We start from the raw sequence: 17,049 nt of genomic DNA on the forward strand, positions 1-17,049 counted from the left end.
ACCTTGCGCCACCTGCCTCGGTCCCATCATCGCCGCACCTCCGCTCATAAAACGAGTGAATCAGCGACAGACCGACCAATCAATGGACTTTTTCAACACTATCCGGACGAAGCTGGCATCGCCGACACTAGACGCATCATTCCTTTCCAGGCTGTGCCGTTGGCTGATGCCCTCGATGATTTTACTATGTCGGCGCGGAAAAGCGGAGTAAGCTGCCGATCTTTATTGGGCATGAAAAGAGGTCGGTATGGAATATCGGATAGCTTCGGTTACCGAAGTAGACGACAAACCCGCATTCGAAGAACTTCTGACCGAGTATTACGCCGTCGTCTTTCATAAACTGGCCTTGGCAGGCGGGTCTGCGAGAAAAGAACCAAAAGATATGGCATCATCCGTTCTGGCAAATATTCAGACGTTCTTGCCGCCAACCGGCCGCCTCGTTCTGGCATATGGTGAACAAAACCGCCTTGTGGGGTGTGGTACGCTGCAACAGGCCCGACCAGATGCCGGAGAGCTAAAGCGTCTTTTTGTTCGACCGGAAGCAAGTGGAAACCGCCTTGGCCGAGCTTTGGTCGATGCACGGATGGAGGCCGCTCGGGAGATGGGTTGGCGCACCCTTTTGGTGAATACTGTAAAAGGCAATCAAGATATGCTCCGCATCTATGAGCGCATCGGCTTTAGATTCATCGAAAGATACCCGGAGTGTTCCGATCCCATCGAGCTAACTGACTACTTTGATTATATGCAATTCGACTTTTATTAAGTTCTGCTCTGCCCGCTTCGGGCTCGAACCTGACATTGAAGTGCCGGTGATCTTGGTGTCAGTGGCACATGGTAGCCTTTCACTGCGCGGGATGTGTCGGCAGGTTCGGCATCGCCACCCAGCCCGGCAATTCATCCGGCACGACCGAGACATGCAGGCGTTCTGACTGATCCCGCCCGACCTTGCGGTGTTTGCGCAGCAGAAAGATCTTGCCCCAGCCGCGCCAGGTTCCAACCGATTGCGCATGGGCATCCGTCGGGAAACGGGTGCGCCAGCCTTCGGGCATCGGCAGCCCGTGCATCTCGGCCTTGTCCAGCATCCAGATCAACGAGATATTGCTGAGCGGCCGGGCCTCTTCATAGCCGTTCAGCTGGCCGCCGATATCGCCGTGGGTGCCACGGAACCAGACCTGTTCCACATGACCTTTGAAATCGGGCTTGCATCGCCACAGAACCGGCTCGAACACCTCGCGCGTTTCGTCGAGGGCCAGCGCGTGATAGCCATGCAGAGTGGCCGGGCCCAGCTGGTGGTTGTGAAAGGCATGGCGATCCTCGGCCCAGCGCCACAGCAGCGGCAGGCGCAGGCCCAGCGCCTTGACCGTATCCCAGACTCCGACCATCTCGATCTTGACATTGTCATGGCAGAACTTGCGGCGAAAATCGCGGGCGGCGGTGCCGCTGACATTGCATTCATAATGGCGGTAGGCTTGCAGGATGTTCCGCTCGGTCGCGTGTTCGGCCTTGAGCAGGCCGATCATGTCGATCACCCCGGCAAGGCTGCGCACGCCGTAGGCCCCACGGGAATAACCGATGAAATAAATCCGGTCACCGGGCTTGTAGCGGGACGCCAGATAGCCATAGGCGCGGCGGATCTGGCGGTTGATACCCCGGCCCATCATCACGTCCATGGTGGATTTCCAGCTTTCCCACTGCACACCCGCCTCGTAGAACACCGACACCTTGCTGCCCATTTCGCAACACAGGCGATAGGTCTGACCGGCATGGGTTTCGAACCCCGGTTCGAGGGTGGACATGGTGCCATCAAGGATAATGACGTGGCTGATCGGCTCGCGGTGCCGCGTTTCGGCGGAGTGCTCGGACCGCAAGGGCCGCCCGAGCCATCCCAGAACCTTCCTACTGAGCCGCGACAGTTCCATGCGTCAGCAATTCCCAAACTTTGTGAGGTGTGAAAGGCATATCCGCCTGCCGCACCCCGTGATCCCAGAGCGCGTCCTGAACCGCGTTCGCCACAGCGGCCAGAGCGCCCACCGTGCCGGCCTCGCCGCATCCTTTCATCCCCATCGGGTTGGAAGTTGACGGCACCGGCGCCGAGGTAAACTTTATCATGGGTACGTCCACCGCGCGGGGCAAGGCGTAATCCATAAACGATGCCGTGAGCAGCTGTCCGTGATCATCATGCACCACATGTTCCGACAGCGCCTGCCCGATGCCCTGAACCACCCCGCCATGCACCTGCCCTTCGGCCAGCATCGGGTTGATAAGATTTCCGAAATCATCAACCACGGTGTAGCGGTCCACACGGGTTTCGCCGGTGAAGGAATCGATCACGACCTCGGCAACATGCGCGCCGTTGGGATAGCTGCGGGCATCCAGGTGCGTGCGGGACTCATGCGTCAGCAAGTCCAATCGCCCGTCGGCGCGGGCCATGGCCGCGGCTTCGGTCAGGGTCGGCGTCAGGTTCGAGCCCGGCGCGCGGAATGTTTCATGGTCAAATCGCACATCACTGTCCTCGACCCCCATCTTATCGGCCAGATAAGGCGTGAATGCGGCGATCATCTTGTCAATGGTGGCGAGGGTCGCGGTACTTTGCACCGTCACCGAGCGTGAGCCACCGGTTCCGCCGCCATGGCCAAGCCGGTCGGTATCCCCCTGAATGACGGTGATCCTGTCCATCGGAACGCCGGTCTGATCGGACAGGAACTGGGCATAAACCGTTTCGTGCCCCTGCCCGTTCGATTGTGTGCCGACATAAAGGTTCACCGTGCCATCCTCGCAAAACTCGACCTTCGAGTTCTCGGAAGGGTCGCCCAAAATACTTTCGATATAGTAACAAAGACCCTGCCCCCGGATCAGACCGCGTTCGGCATCGGCGGCCTTGCGGGCCTCGAACCCGCTGGTCTGGCTGGCCGCACGGCGCAGGACCATGTCGAAATCTCCGACATCATAGGTTTCACCCGTGGCAGAGGTGTAGGGGAAATCGCCGGGCCTGATGAAGTTTTTGCGCCGCAACTCCCACGGGTCAACGCCCAGTTCGCGTGCCGCGCGGTCCATCACGCGTTCCAGCACATAGATCGCCTCGGGGCGTCCGGCACCGCGATAGGCGTCGACCTGTGTTGTCGTGGTATAGAACCCCTCGACCCGGAGATAGGTGGTCTGAACGTCATAGACCCCCATCAGCACCTTGCTGAACAGGCTTGTCTGGATCGCCTGCGCGAAATGGCTGTTATAGGCACCAAGGTTGACTTTGCTGTGAACGCGGTAGGCGGTGATCCGGTGATCTGCATCAAAGGCCAGCTCGGCCAGCGAGGTCAGATCGCGGCCGTGGTGATCGGACAGCATCGCCTCGGACCGGTCGGACATCCAGTGCACGGGCTGGCCCAGCTTCATCGCGGCCACGGCCACACAGAAATATTCGGGATATGGCATCACCTTCATGCCAAACCCGCCCCCCACATCCGGGGTGGTGACACGGATCGCATCCGCATCGAGCTTCAGCTTTTGCGCCAGTTGTGCCTTCATCGCCCAGACACCCTGCCCGCCATAGGAAAAGTGCAGACGCCCGCCGGACCAGTCGGCCTGACAGCCCCGCGGCTCGAGCGAGCTGATGATGACGCGGTTGTCGTGCACGTTCAGCGAGACGGTATGGGCGGCGGCCTGAAAGGCGGCTTTGGTCGCGGCTTCATCACCCAAGCCCCAGTCAAACGCGCGATTGTCCGGCGCTTGCGGGTGCAGGGCCTCACCCCCCGCGTTCACGTCCAGCTTGGCAGCGCGTTCCCGGATATCTATCCAGATCAGCTCGACCGCGTCCTGCGCCTGCGCCAGCGTATCCGCGATGACAACGGCCACGGGTTCGCCCACAAAGCGCACACGGTCCTTGGCCAGCATATGCCGATCCGGCGCGGCAGAGCCGGTCCCGTCGCGGTTGGTCAAGGTTGCTGCATTCATCACCGTGTCGATGCCCGAGGCGGCAAGATCGTCCAATGTCATGACCAGCCGCACCCCGTCGGCGCTCCGCGCGGCCTCAAGATCCAGCGCAGTGATATCGCCATGGGCCACTGGGCTGCGGAAGAAAGCGGCAAACAGCGCATTGCCGGGCACGGCATCGTCCATATAGCGCCCCTGCCCGGTCAGGAACCGCTGATCTTCGGTCCGTTTGACGGGCTGGCTTTTGCCGAATTTTTCCATGGGATGCTCCTGTCGCTGCCTTGATGGCGACACTAGCCCTGTGCTTGCTTATGTCCAGCGCCTTGCTTGAAAGCGTGTGGCGACACCGATGTCGTAAACAGGATTGCGGGGGCCGCAGCGGGATTCGTAGGCTGTTTGAAGATACAGCCTGCCGGAGGTCCCCCATGCCCGAACCTATTTCCCTGTCACAGGGCCGTCTGGACGCCCCATCGGTCGACGCGTATTGGCAAGACGGGTTTGCCTTTCCCATTACAGTCTTCTCACCGGATGAGACCGAACAGTTCCGGGCCGAGCTGGAGCAGATCGAGGAGACCTGGCGCGTGGCTGACCTTCCGCTGCCGCTGAACATGTACAAACGCCTGAACGCCCATGTGGTGATGCCGCTGGTCGCCCGTATCGCACTGGACCCCAGGGTTCTGGACATCGTCGAAGGAATACTGGGACCGGACTTGCTGCTGTGGTCTGCGGAACTGTTCATCAAAGAGCCACGCACGACACAGGTTGTTGGAATGCATCAGGACCTGACCTATTGGGGGATGGGCGAAACACCGGATCAGATGACGGCGTGGATCGCATTGTCGCCTGCCACGGTAACAAGCGGCTGCATGGATTTTGTCAGGGGCAGCCACAAAAACCCGATCCTGCCCCATAACGACACGTTTTCAGACAACAACCTGCTGTCGCGCGGGCAGGAGGTGGCTGTCGATGTGGCAGACGAGGACAAAACGCATATCGAATTGCAGCCGGGTCAGATGTCGCTGCACCATGGCCTCACAATCCATGGCTCGGGGCCCAATATGTCAGACGATCGGCGGATCGGGCTGGCGATCCGGTATCTGAACCCGAACGCGCAGCAAAAAGTGGCGGATCGCGATTACGCGGTCTTGGCGCGGGGCGAAGACCGGGTGGGCAATTTCATCCTCATCGAACCACCGACCGAGTTGTTTTCGCAACCAGCCTTGGCGCTTCATGCCCGCATCCGGGAGGATCAGGCCAAGGCGATGACACAAGGCGCGGCGCAAAGCACGCACCTGTACGGAAACGAGGCGACCGGCACGGGGTGACTTCGGCAATCGTCGCCGCACAGGGCCTTCCCCTTCCCGTCTCCATTCGCTATTGCAGGCGCTGACCCGAATTTGTTGACGCAGGACGCATCCCATGGCGATGGAAAAGACATTCAACGCGGCCGAGGCCGAGGCCCGTATCTATGAGGCCTGGGAACAGGCCGGAGCCTTCAAGGCAGGCGCGAACCGTTCGCGCGAGGAAAGCTTTACCATCATGATCCCGCCGCCCAACGTGACGGGCGCGCTGCATGTGGGTCACGCGTTCAACAACACGTTGCAGGATATCCTGATCCGCTGGCACCGGATGCGTGGTTTTGACACGCTATGGCAGCCCGGTCAGGACCACGCGGGCATTGCCACGCAGATGCAAGTGGAAAAGATGCTGGCGGCGCAGGGCAACGAAGGTCGGCGCGAGTTGGGACGCGAGAAATTCCTTGCGAAAGTCTGGGAGTGGAAGGGCGAATACGGCGGCACGATCATTGAACAACTCAAGCGTCTGGGCGCCAGCTGTGACTGGTCGCGCAATGCCTTTACCATGGCGGGCGCGCCAGGTGACCCGCGCACCGGGCACGAGAACAGCCCGAATTTCCATGATGCCGTTATCAAGGTCTTCGTCGACATGTACGAAAAGGGCCTGATCTATCGCGGCAAGCGACTGGTCAACTGGGACCCACATTTCGAGACTGCGATTTCGGACCTTGAGGTCGAGAATATTGAAACGCCGGGCCACATGTGGCACTTCAAGTACCCTTTGGCGGGCGGAGAGACATATGAGTATTTGGAAAAAGATGAAGATGGGAATGTAATCCTTCGGGAAGAGCGGGATTATATTTCGATCGCGACGACCCGCCCTGAAACCATGCTGGGCGACGGCGCGGTTGCGGTTCATCCGTCGGATGAGCGCTACGCGCCGATCGTCGGCAAACTGTGCGAAATTCCGGTTGGCCCGAAAGAGCATCGCCGCCAGATCCCGATCATCACCGATGAGTATCCCGATCCCGATTTCGGCTCGGGCGCGGTGAAGATCACCGGCGCGCATGACTTCAACGACAATATGGTCGCCAGGCGCTGCGGCATTCCGATGTACCGTCTGATGGACACCAAGGGCGCGATGCGGGCTGATGGCGCGCCTTACGCCGAAGAGGCGGGCAAGGCGCAGGAATATGCGCGCGGCAAAGCGTTCACCGAGAATGAGATCGACGCGATCAACCTGATCCCGGATCACCTGCGCGGGCTCGACCGGTTCGAGGCGCGCGCCAAGGTGGTCGAAGAGATCACCCGCGAAGGTCTGGCTGTCATGTGTCCAGCGGACGATCCGCGTCTGGGATCGAGCCGGACTGAAGCCCGGCCTACAGAGGACGATGACGGTGGGCCGGGCTTCAGCCCGGCACTCGTCCCGCTGGTCGAAAGCAAACCGATCATGCAGCCGTTTGGCGACCGCTCGAAAGTCGTCATCGAGCCGATGTTCACCGACCAGTGGTTCGTCGACGCCGAAAAGGTCGTCGGCCCCGCGCTGGATGCGGTCAGGGACGGCACGGTCAAGATCATCCCCGAGTCGGGCGAGAAAACCTATTACCACTGGCTGGAAAACATCGAGCCCTGGTGCATCTCGCGCCAGCTGTGGTGGGGGCATCAGATCCCGGTTTGGTATGGGCCTCAGCAAAAGTGCTCGGGGCTGGCACCGAACCCGGATCGCATCGCCCGTATGGCAAGCCACAACAAAGGGGAGTTTGCGGTATTCTGCGGCCCGTCTTTTGATGCAATTCGGGCGGACGTTGAGGGCTACTACGAAGGCATGGAAATCGCCGAGGTCTCTACTAAGGAAGAGGCTATCTCGTTCATTCGCGAGGGCAAAATCGGCCTCTACCGCGATCCCGACGTCCTCGACACCTGGTTCTCATCCGGCCTCTGGCCCATCGGAACGCTGGGCTGGCCCGAACAGACCGAGGAGCTGGAGCGCTACTTCCCCACGGACGTCCTGATCACCGGCTTCGACATCCTGTTCTTCTGGGTCGCCCGGATGATGATGATGCAACTGGCCGTAGTTAATGAAATCCCATTCCACACCGTCTACCTGCACCAGCTCGTCCGCGACGAGAAGGGCAAGAAGATGTCCAAGACCACCGGCAACGTCATCGACCCGCTTGAAATCGTGGACGAATTCGGCGCCGACGCGCTGCGCTTTACCAATGCCTCAATGGCGGCCATTGGCGGCGTTCTAAAACTGTCGCGCGAGCGCATCACCGGCTATCGCAACTTCGGCACCAAGCTGTGGAACGCCGTCCGCTTTGCCGAGATGAACGAGGTCTTTACCGACGCCGTCCCGCAACTGGACGTGGCCGACCTGCAGCCCAAGGCGGCCGTCAACCGCTGGATCATCGGCGAAACCGCCCGTGTGCGAGCGGAGGTCGACGCGGCGCTGGAGAGCTATCGCTTCAACGATGCCGCCAACGGCCTGTACGCCTTTGTCTGGGGCAAGGTCTGCGATTGGTACGTGGAACTGTCGAAACCCCTGCTGCAGGGTGACGACGCCGAAGCACAGGTCGAAACCCGCGCCACCATGCGCTGGGTTCTGGATCAGTGCATGGTTCTGCTGCACCCGATCATGCCCTTCATCACCGAAGAGCTGTGGGGCCTGACCGGCAATCGCGCCAAATTGGTCGTCCACGCCGACTGGCCGACCTACGGCACGGAACTGGTCGACGCCGATGCGGATCGTGAGATGAACTGGGTGATCTCGGTAATCGAAAACACCCGCTCGGCCCGTGCGCAGATGCGGGTGCCTGCGGGTCTTTACGTGCCGATGCTGGTGACCGAGATCGACGCCAACGGCCAAGCCGCGTGGGACCGCAACGAGGCGCTGATCAAACGTCTGGCCCGCATCGACAGCCTGACCAGCGCGGACGCGCTGCCCAAGGGCACCATCTCGATTGCCGCTCCCGGAGCCTCCTTCGGCCTGCCGCTGGCGGATATCATCGACATTGGCGCGGAAAAGGAGCGGCTGGAGAAAGCAAAGGGCAAGCTGGCCAAGGAACTGGGTGGCCTGCGTGGGCGTCTGAACAACCCCAAATTCGTGGCCTCGGCCCCGGATGAGGTGGTCGAGGAAGCCAAAGCCAACCTCGCCGCACGCGAGGAAGAAGAAGCCAAGCTGAACGAGGCGCTGGCCCGTCTGGCTGAGATCGCCTGATCTTCATCTTTTCAAAAATACTCATACCCCGAACCCCGCCGCTGATCCGGCGGGGTTTTCTTTTGCGCGTTCAGACCTTGCCCGTCCCTGCCGCCGCTTGTTAGCAATCACCAACCCCAACCGCCCGAGGCTGTCATGACCCAGTTTGCCCCACCGCTCCAGACAGTCTCGACCGGGCTTGTTGTCGCCATTGTCGGATTCTTCAGTTCCTTTCCTATCGTGTTGCAGGGGCTGGCCGCGATGGGGGCGTCTCCGGCGCAGGCGGCCTCGGGCCTGATGATGGCGGCCATCGCAATGGGACTGACCGCCATTGTGCTGAGCCTGTGGTACCGGCAACCGATCAGCGTCGCCTGGTCGACGCCGGGGGCGGCGCTGCTGGCGGTGTCCGCGACACCGGCGCTGGGGTTTGCCGAGGCGACAGGCGCCTTCCTGTGTGCAGGGGCGCTGACGGTTCTGGCCGGGCTCTGGCGGCCACTGGGGCGGCTGGCGGCCGCCATTCCGACAACTCTGGCACAGGCCATGCTGGGGGGGGTTCTGCTGCCGCTTTGCATTCTGCCCTTTCAGGCCGCAGTCGAATTGCCCGCGCAAGCCCTGCCGGTGATCCTGACATGGTTCATCGCGGGCCGGATCAACCGGCTGTTCGCTGTTCCGGCGGCCGTTGTCGCCGCCGCGCTGGTTGTGGTGCTGAACGCAGGCGACGCATCGGTGACCCCGGCGCGATGGCTGGCGGCACCGGTCTGGACCACGCCCAATTTTTCGCTGGCCTCGACCATCGGGATCGCCATCCCGCTGTTCATCGTCACGATGGCGACCCAGAATATTCCCGGCATCGCGGTGATGCGCAGCTTTGGCTATACCCCGGCACCGGGCAGGCTGTTTTCATCCGTGGGTGGGGCGAGCCTGTTATCTGCGCCATTTGGCGCACCTGCCACCTGCCTTGCGGCGATCACGGCTGCCATGTGTTCCAATGAAGACAGCCACCCCGACCCCGCGCAACGGTACTGGTCGGCCATCATGAGTGGTGTGTTCTATGGTGTATTCGGTATCTTTGCCGTGGCGATTACCGGCTTTGCATCCCATGCCGATCCGCTGTTGATGGGGACACTGACCGGTGTCGCCCTGATCGGCGTTCTGGCCAATTCGATTTTCGCAGCACTTGAGGTTCCGGCCGAGCGTGAGGCCGCGATGTTGACCTTTGCGATCACCGCATCGGGCGTCACCGTCTTTGGCCTGGGCGCGGCGGTTTGGGGTCTGCTGGTCGGCGGGCTGGCCTATCTGGTCAGCAACAGAGTTCGGTAGCCGCTTTCGCATCCCGCCCTTACCGGGTATTATTGCGCCATGTTCGGTTCACTTGGAAAACTGGTGGAGCGCCAGATCAAAAAGGCACAGGCCGAGGGGCAGTTGCAGGGCCTTGTCGGCGAAGGTCTCCCCCTGCCCGACCGGTCCGGCGAGGCGCAGGGCGATCCGGCCATCGCCGCCGGGCACCGGATCATGGCGCAAGCCGGGGTTCTTCCCGAAGAGTTCGACATCAAAAAGAAACTGGATGCGGCCCGCAAAGCGTATCCGGCCCTGACCGACCCCGCGGAACGCCGGGCCGCGATGTCGGAGATCGCTGATCTGGAAATGCGTTACAACATGGCCCGCGATGCGCGGCGGGCTTTCATGCGCTGATCACTTGAACTCGGGCTTGCGGCCCTGCATCTGCGCCATCACGACCTCCATCTGATGAGGCTTGCCGATCAGCTCCACCTGCTCGGCGGATTCCGCCTTGAGAACGTCTGCGCGGGGCTGGGTTTCGGCCACTTCGATCAGCCGCTTGGCCGCACGGATAGCCGAGGGGCTTTGACCGGCAATATTCTCGGCAATGGCCAGAGCTTCGGTCAGCGGATCATCTGAAAGCTGCGTGACCAGCCCCCAATCCATCGCCTGCTGCGCGCCGATGGGCCGGGCCGTGTAGGTCAGCAGGCGCAGCACGTCCGAACGCACAAGCCGGGGCAACAGAACCATGCCGCCCATATCGGGGATGATACCCCATTTCATCTCCATCACCGCCAGTTTCGCCTCGGGGTGCGCGATACGGATATCCGCGCCCAGCGCGATTTGCAGGCCACCGCCATAGGCGACGCCCTGAATGGCGCAGATCACCGGCACCGGTACGCGACGCCATATCAGCGCCAGCTCCTGCATTTCGTTGGCATCTTCGTGGCTGCGGGTCATCAGCCATTCGGTGGGATCCATATGGGCCATCTTTGCAAAGCTCGCCATGTCGAGCCCAGCGCAAAAGCTTTTCCCCTCGCCCGACAAAACCACGGCGCGGGCGTCCGAGGCGGCGACCTCTTGCCCGGCAGAGAGCAATGCCTTGACCATCGCGTCATCCAGCGCATTCATCTTGTCACCTCTGGTCAGGGTGACATGGGCAACATGGTCTTGATAGGTGACGGATACACGTGACATGGGGGACCTCCCGAAATTCAGTTGCGGCGACCATGCCCGGACGGGACGCCGAATTCCACTGCGACGTCAGGGCAGATCGCTGACAGGCATCCGCCCGAACCAGGGGGAATCGAGCGTCATGACATAGAACTGATCGCCCACGATCCGGCCCCCTGTCGTGATGCCAATACGGCCTTGAGGGTCTTGAAGCGTGCGCAGGATCGTGCCTTCACCATCAAACTGCACCAGCATACCCCGATGGATCGGCGCCGGGCGTACAGCCGGACCCAGCCGCCAGACCACCTTGCGCAGGAAGGGGTACGGCATCAGTGCCTCGGACGGGACACGCGGGCTGGCGAAGGCCATCCAGTAGGTGCCATCGCCCTGTGCTTCGAGATTGTCGGGATAGCCGGGCAGGTTGTGCAGCAAGACCTCTTGCTGACCGGCTTTGGGCCCGCTGAGCCACAGCTTGTGTACCCGTGCGCGACCGGTCTCGGCGATCAGCAGGAAATCTGCGTCAGGTGAGAGCGCAATGCCATTGGTATAGACGAACCCAGTGGCAATCTTTTCGGTGCGGCCATCGGGTGTGTGACGGGCGACATAGCCTGTATCGGATTGTTCCCAGATGGTCAGGACCGAAGTCGGCTTGGTCCCGCCCATGGTTTCGGGATCGAACCGGTCGGAAGAGTTCGAAAAATAGATCGTGCCGTCCTGCGCCACGTCCAGTTGGTTTGCATAGACCACGGGCGCACCGTCGATATCGGCCACCACGGATTCAAGCGTGCCCGGCCCGGTCCAGCGCATCACGCCGCGAAAGCTGTCGGCAATGTAAAGCGCGCCATCCGGTCCGGCCCTGAGACCCAGAGGACGCCCACCGAGTTGGTCGGCCACAACAGGGTCGGCCCCGTCAATGCGATAGAGCGTGCCAGACCGGCTGGTCGTATAGACCGCGCCGTCGGGCAGGATGGCGATGTCTTCGGGGCCGGTTTCCCCATCGGGCAAGTGGATCAGCTGCGCGGCGTCCAGCACGGTGTTCTCGGCGAAATCCCCTGTGAAACCGGCATCTTCCGGCATCTCAACGGCGACGGGGATAACGGGAACGGGCCAGAACAGAAGATAAGCAAGGCCCAGAAGAACAATGGCAGACAGTATGCGCATTTGCGCTCCTTACTTGTGTTTCAATACGTTCTGACGCGCGGGATGATGTGCGCGCTTGCCCGAAGCTCGGGCTTGGGGTTATCTGCAGGCATGACAGGACCACGATACACCCCGCTTGCCCAATCCCTGCCCGCCACCGTGCCCTTTGTGGGCCCCGAAACGCAAGAGCGTCAGCGCGGCGCGGCGTTCATTGCCCGTCTTGGCGCCAACGAGAGCGTGTTTGGCCCCTCGCCCCGCGCGATCCGGGCCATGGAGCAGGCCGCGTCTGATATCTGGATGTATGGTGATCCCGAGAACCACGATCTGCGCCATGCTTTGGCCGAGTATCATGGGGTAACCTCCGAAAATATCGTTGTGGGCGAAGGGATTGACGGGCTTCTGGGTTATCTTGTGCGTCTGATTGTAGGGCCCGGGGATGCGGTTGTGACCTCGGACGGGGCGTATCCCACCTTTAATTATCATGTCGCCGGGTTCGGTGGCGTTTTGCACAAGGTTCCCTATGCCGGGGATCACGAAGACCCGGCGGCCCTGTTTGCGAAGGCGGCCGAGGTGGGTGCAAAGCTGGTCTATCTGGCCAATCCGGACAATCCGATGGGCAGCTGGCATTCCGGCGCGGATATCGTGGCGGCGATGGACGCCCTGCCCGACGGGTGCCTGCTGATTCTGGATGAGGCTTATGTGGAATGCGCGCCAGTTGGGACAGCGGCACCCGTCAGCGCAGACGACCCTCGCGTGATCCGGATGCGGACATTTTCCAAGGTCTATGGCATGGCGGGCGCACGGGTTGGCTATGCCATGGGAGCGCCCGACCTGATTGCAGCCTTCAATAAGGTGCGCAATCATTTCGGCATGAACCGCGCGGCGCAGGCCGGGGCGCTGGCCGCGTTGCAGGATGGTGCGTGGCTGGAGCATATTCAGGCGCAAATCGCCGAGGCGCGTGAGCGGATAGCAACGATTGCCCGCGAAAACGGGTTGGAGCCGCTGCCCTCGGCCACCAATTTCGTGACGATTGATTGCGGGCGGGATGGGGATTTTGCCCGAGCGGTTCTGGAGGCTCTGGTTGCGCGGGGCCTGTTTGTCCGGATGCCGTTTGCAACGCCCCAGAACAGGTGCATCCGGGTAAGCTGTGGTGAAACAGCAGATCTGGATGCTTTTGCGGCCGCCTTGCCCAAGGCGCTAGCGGAGGTGCGGACAAAGACGGGCTAGCTCTGGTCTGTCTTGCCATCGGGTCAAAGGGGGGCTGTCTGCCCCCCATCGCGCAAAGCGCGATTCCCCCCGAGGATATTTTTGGCCAGATGAAGGGGCGGATCAGCGCTGTTCGTCTGAAGTGTATCAGGCGGCCAGGACGGCAGCGGCGGCCTCGAGCGCGCCTTTGCCACGGGGGATATCAAGCGCGGCCATGGCCGTTTCCATACCGCCCAGCATCGCCATCACCATCTGCCCGTTGACATGGCCCATATGTCCGAGGCGGAAACAGCTGTCGTAGTCCTCCATCCCAAGACCAATGCCCAGCGTCAGGCCCAGCTGATGTTCAGTGAACGCGCGCAGGGCCGTGCCGCGCCCCCCGTTCAGGCGCAGGGCGGTAACGGCATGGCTGCGGTGGGCGCGGTCGGCAACGTTCAGATGCAGCGCGCCGCCTTCGGCCCATGTTTCGCAGGCCGCCCAGATGGCAGTAGCCAGACGTTCATGGCGGGCCCAGACCTGTTCGATCCCTTCCGCATGGATCAGGTCGAGCGCGGCGCGCAGACCATAGAGGTGATGCGTCGGCGCGGTACCGTCGAAATACTGGTAGAACAGGTCGGGATTGGCGCGCGGCTGCCAGTCCCAATATCGTGACACACGCGGCATGGCGGCCCGCTTGGCCTGTGCTTTGTCGTTGAAAAAGACGAAGCCTGTGCCTGCGGGGGTCATCAGGCCTTTCTGGCAAGCGGTGACCGTGACATCGACGCCCCATTCATCCATCTCGAACCGGTCGCATCCCAGCGAGGCGATGCAATCGGCCATCAACAGCGCCGGGTGGTCCAGATCGTTGAGCAGTTTGCGCAGTGCCGGGATATCGTTGCGGATCGAGCTTGATGTGTCCACATGAACCGCGAGAACGGCCTTGATCTGGTGGCTTTTATCCGCGCGCAAAGCGTCGGCAATTCGGTCGAGATCCCAGGCGGATGAGGTGCCGAAATCGATCAGCTGCACCTTTGCCCCGATGCCTTCGGCCATCTCGGCCCAGCCATGGGTGAACCGGCCCGAGGCAGGAGCCAGAACGGTTTCGCCGGGGGCGATCACGTTTGACAGAGCGGCCTCCCACGTGCCGTGACCATTGGCAATATAGATGGCAACGTCATGGCCTGTGCGTGCAACCCGACGCAGGTCACGGGTCAGGGCGGGCATCATGTCGATGAGCGCGCCATCGTAGATATTGGGCGACGGACGATGCATCGCCTGCAGGACCGCGTCCGGCATTACCGACGGGCCCGGGATCGCCAAATAAGTTCGCCCATGAGAGAGGGCAGATGTCTGTGTCATGGGGTCAACCTGTCTGAGTTGACGCCCACATTACTGAGGGGCTTCGCGGCGTCAATCCGCCAGCTTCGACGCCTCGCGCGCAAGTGTTTCGATCCCGGCCCAGTCACCGCTTTCGACCATCTGCTTGGGCGCGACCCAGCTGCCACCGGCGCAGACCACGTTGGACAGGGACAGGTAGTCGCGGGCGTTGGACATCGACACCCCGCCTGTCGGGCAAAAGCTGATCTGCGGCAGGGGCGCACCGATTGCCTTGAGTGCGGGCGCGCCGCCCGAGGCCTCGGCCGGGAAGAATTTCAGCATGTCATAGCCTTTTTCCAGCAATGCCATCGCTTCGCTGGCCGTGGCCGCGCCGGGCAGTAGCGGCAGGCCCTCGGCCTCGCACGCCGCGATGAGCGCCTCGGTTGCGCCCGGAGAGACGCCGAACTGCGCGCCCGCCTCTTTGGCGGCGCGGACGTCTTCGGGTGTGACCAGCGTACCTGCGCCGACCACGCCGCCGGGCACCTTGGCCATCGCGCGGATCGCGTCGAGCGCGGCGGGCGTGCGCAAGGTGACCTCGAGCGCTGGCAGACCGCCGGCGACCAATGCCTCGGCCAGCGGGCGGGCCTGCGCGACGTCATCGACAACCAGAACCGGAACGATCGGGGCCAGTGCGCAGATTTCACGGGTGCGTTGGGATTTGGACATGAGGTTAAACTCCGAAAATGCTGGCACCGGTGTCGGCCGAGCCGACATTCTGGCGGAACGCGCCAAAAAGATCGCGCCCTGCGCCGTGTTGATTGGCGGATAGATCGGTGGTGACGGGCGCGCGGTCCAGAACGCCTGCGGTGAGGATTTCCAGATCACCCCTGACCGCATCGACGCGCAGGATGTCACCATCCTGAAGGTATGCAATGGGGCCACGGTCGAGCGCTTCGGGGACAACATGGATGGCGGCGGGCACCTTGCCGGAAGCGCCAGACATGCGGCCATCGGTAACCAGCGCCACTTTCTGGCCCCGGCCCTGCAAGATCGACAGCATGGGCGTCAGTGAGTGCAGTTCCGGCATCCCGTTGGCCTTGGGACCCTGGAAGCGCACGACGACGATGACGTCACCGGTAAACTCGCCCGCCTTGAAGGCTGCCTTAACCGCGTCCTGGTCGTGGAAAACGCGGACCGGAGCCTCGACCACCTGATGTTCGGGGGCGACGGCCGAGACCTTCATGACGGCTGTGCCCAGATTGCCGGTCAGGCGCGACAGGCCGCCAGTGGGCTGGAACGGGTCGCGGGCAGGACGGACGATCTTGTCATTCAGGCTGTGGCCAGCGCCGTCTTGCCAGGTCAGCTCACCATCGATTAGCTTGGGCTCCCGCGTGTAATTGTGCAGGCCCTGACCGGCGACGGTCAGCGTATCGGGGTGCAGCAAGCCTTCTTCGAGCAACGTGCCGATCGTGAACCCAAGCCCGCCTGCGGCGTGGAAGTGGTTCACGTCGGCCAGACCGTTGGGATAGACCCGTGCGACCAGCGGGACCACGGCGGAGATATCCGAGAAATCCTGCCAATCCAGCACGATGCCCCCGGCGCGCGCCATGGCGATCAGGTGGATCAGCAGATTGGTCGAGCCTCCGGTCGCCATCAGGCCGACGATACCGTTCACAAAGGCCCGTTCGTCGAGCACCTGATAAACCGGGGTATAGCTGTTTCCCAGCGCGCTGAGCGACAGGGCGCGGCGCGCGCCCTCTTGTGTCAGCGCGTCGCGCAAGGGCGTGTTGGGATTGACGAAGCTGGAGCCCGGCAGGTGCAGGCCCATGAATTCCATCAGCATCTGGTTGGTGTTGGCGGTGCCGTAGAAAGTGCAGGTGCCGGGACCGTGATAGGCGGCCATTTCGGCGGCCATCAGCTCGTCGCGCCCGACCTCTCCGGCAGCGAATTTCTGGCGGACCTTGGCCTTTTCGTCATTGGGCAGACCGCTGGTCATTGGTCCTGCGGGCAGGAACACGGCAGGCAGATGCCCGAACGCCTGCGCGCCGATGATCAGGCCGGGGACAATCTTGTCGCAGACGCCGAGGAAGACAGCCGCGTCATAGGTGTTGTGGCTGAGTGCTACGCCAGTTGCCAGAGCGATCACGTCGCGTGAAAACAGCGACAATTCCATCCCTGCTTCGCCCTGGGTGACACCGTCGCACATGGCTGGCACGCCACCCGCGACCTGTGCGGTGCCTCCGGCAGCGCGGATCGCATCGCGGATCAGGGCGGGGTACCGTTCAAAAGGCTGATGGGCAGACAGCATGTCGTTATAGGCGGTGACGATGCCCAGATTGCCCGCCGTACCAGTGGCCATGGATTGCTGGTCTTCACCCGCACCCGCATAGGCATGGGCCTGACCACTGCAGGACAGGTGCGCACGGGCGGGGCCCTTGGATCTGGCCTGTTCCATCCGGTCGATATGGGGGTCGCGCAGATCGGCGCTGCGGTCGATGATCCGTTTGGTGACGTCGGAAATGACAGAGTGAACCATGA

Annotated in this window: 13 protein-coding genes; 6 read left to right on the forward strand and 7 right to left on the reverse strand. The window is 62.2% G+C overall.

Features of this window, described 5'->3' with window-relative positions; genetic code table 11:
- Positions 1-247 precede the first annotated feature (247 nt).
- Positions 248-763, forward strand: coding sequence for a GNAT family N-acetyltransferase (locus tag ACR0DS_RS17275; protein WP_480473656.1), 516 nt, complete (start codon positions 248-250; stop codon positions 761-763).
- Positions 764-842: 79 nt separating this feature from the next.
- Here the strand turns inward: ACR0DS_RS17275 and ACR0DS_RS17280 are convergent, their stop codons facing one another.
- Both ACR0DS_RS17280 and ACR0DS_RS17285 read right to left on the reverse strand, forming a co-directional pair.
- Positions 843-1,919: a DUF2235 domain-containing protein gene (locus ACR0DS_RS17280; protein ID WP_480495125.1), complete on the reverse strand. Its 1,077-nt coding sequence runs from the start codon at positions 1,917-1,919 to the stop codon at positions 843-845.
- Positions 1,897-4,188 (reverse strand): xanthine dehydrogenase family protein molybdopterin-binding subunit, encoded by a 2,292-nt coding sequence (locus tag ACR0DS_RS17285; protein WP_480560349.1) that lies wholly within the window; start codon positions 4,186-4,188, stop codon positions 1,897-1,899. The genes ACR0DS_RS17280 and ACR0DS_RS17285 overlap by 23 nt, the downstream gene beginning before the upstream one ends.
- 164 nt (positions 4,189-4,352) lie before the next feature.
- Here ACR0DS_RS17285 and ACR0DS_RS17290 point away from each other — a divergent pair, with 164 nt between their 5' ends.
- The 4 genes from ACR0DS_RS17290 to ACR0DS_RS17305 all read left to right on the forward strand — a co-directional run bounded on the left by ACR0DS_RS17290 (position 4,353) and on the right by ACR0DS_RS17305 (position 10,110).
- Positions 4,353-5,252, forward strand: coding sequence for a phytanoyl-CoA dioxygenase family protein (locus ACR0DS_RS17290; protein ID WP_480560351.1), 900 nt, complete (start codon positions 4,353-4,355; stop codon positions 5,250-5,252).
- Between the two features lie 94 nt (positions 5,253-5,346).
- Positions 5,347-8,439: a valine--tRNA ligase gene (locus tag ACR0DS_RS17295; RefSeq protein WP_480560353.1), complete on the forward strand. Its 3,093-nt coding sequence runs from the start codon at positions 5,347-5,349 to the stop codon at positions 8,437-8,439.
- A gap of 135 nt (positions 8,440-8,574) precedes the next feature.
- Positions 8,575-9,738: a benzoate/H(+) symporter BenE family transporter gene (locus ACR0DS_RS17300; protein WP_480560355.1), complete on the forward strand. Its 1,164-nt coding sequence runs from the start codon at positions 8,575-8,577 to the stop codon at positions 9,736-9,738.
- Between the two features lie 39 nt (positions 9,739-9,777).
- Positions 9,778-10,110, forward strand: a complete 333-nt coding sequence (locus tag ACR0DS_RS17305; protein WP_267363466.1) for a DnaJ family domain-containing protein — start codon at positions 9,778-9,780, stop codon at positions 10,108-10,110.
- Here ACR0DS_RS17305 and ACR0DS_RS17310 read toward each other — a convergent pair whose 3' ends face one another.
- Positions 10,111-10,893, reverse strand: coding sequence for a crotonase/enoyl-CoA hydratase family protein (locus ACR0DS_RS17310; RefSeq protein WP_209505660.1), 783 nt, complete (start codon positions 10,891-10,893; stop codon positions 10,111-10,113).
- Positions 10,894-10,959: 66 nt separating this feature from the next.
- Positions 10,960-12,030, reverse strand: a complete 1,071-nt coding sequence (locus ACR0DS_RS17315; protein ID WP_480518900.1) for an SMP-30/gluconolactonase/LRE family protein — start codon at positions 12,028-12,030, stop codon at positions 10,960-10,962.
- A 90-nt stretch (positions 12,031-12,120) separates the two neighbouring features.
- Here ACR0DS_RS17315 and ACR0DS_RS17320 point away from each other — a divergent pair, with 90 nt between their 5' ends.
- Positions 12,121-13,236, forward strand: a complete 1,116-nt coding sequence (locus ACR0DS_RS17320; protein ID WP_480560357.1) for a pyridoxal phosphate-dependent aminotransferase — start codon at positions 12,121-12,123, stop codon at positions 13,234-13,236.
- 126 nt (positions 13,237-13,362) lie between these two features.
- Here ACR0DS_RS17320 and ACR0DS_RS17325 read toward each other — a convergent pair whose 3' ends face one another.
- Genes ACR0DS_RS17325 through edd form a run of 3 tightly spaced genes read right to left on the reverse strand, consistent with a single transcriptional unit; the run spans position 13,363 to position 17,047 of the window.
- A complete protein-coding gene (locus ACR0DS_RS17325) occupies positions 13,363-14,553 on the reverse strand; it encodes a pyridoxal-phosphate-dependent aminotransferase family protein (RefSeq protein WP_480518895.1) in 1,191 nt (396 codons plus the stop codon).
- A 51-nt stretch (positions 14,554-14,604) separates the two neighbouring features.
- Positions 14,605-15,237, reverse strand: a complete 633-nt coding sequence (locus ACR0DS_RS17330) for a bifunctional 4-hydroxy-2-oxoglutarate aldolase/2-dehydro-3-deoxy-phosphogluconate aldolase (RefSeq protein WP_480560359.1) — start codon at positions 15,235-15,237, stop codon at positions 14,605-14,607.
- 4 nt (positions 15,238-15,241) lie between these two features.
- Entirely contained in the window at positions 15,242-17,047 is a 1,806-nt protein-coding gene (gene edd / locus ACR0DS_RS17335; RefSeq protein WP_480560361.1) for a phosphogluconate dehydratase, read from the reverse strand.
- Positions 17,048-17,049 lie beyond the last annotated feature (2 nt).

The sequence above is a fragment of the Ruegeria sp. AF5 genome (assembly GCF_056541905.1).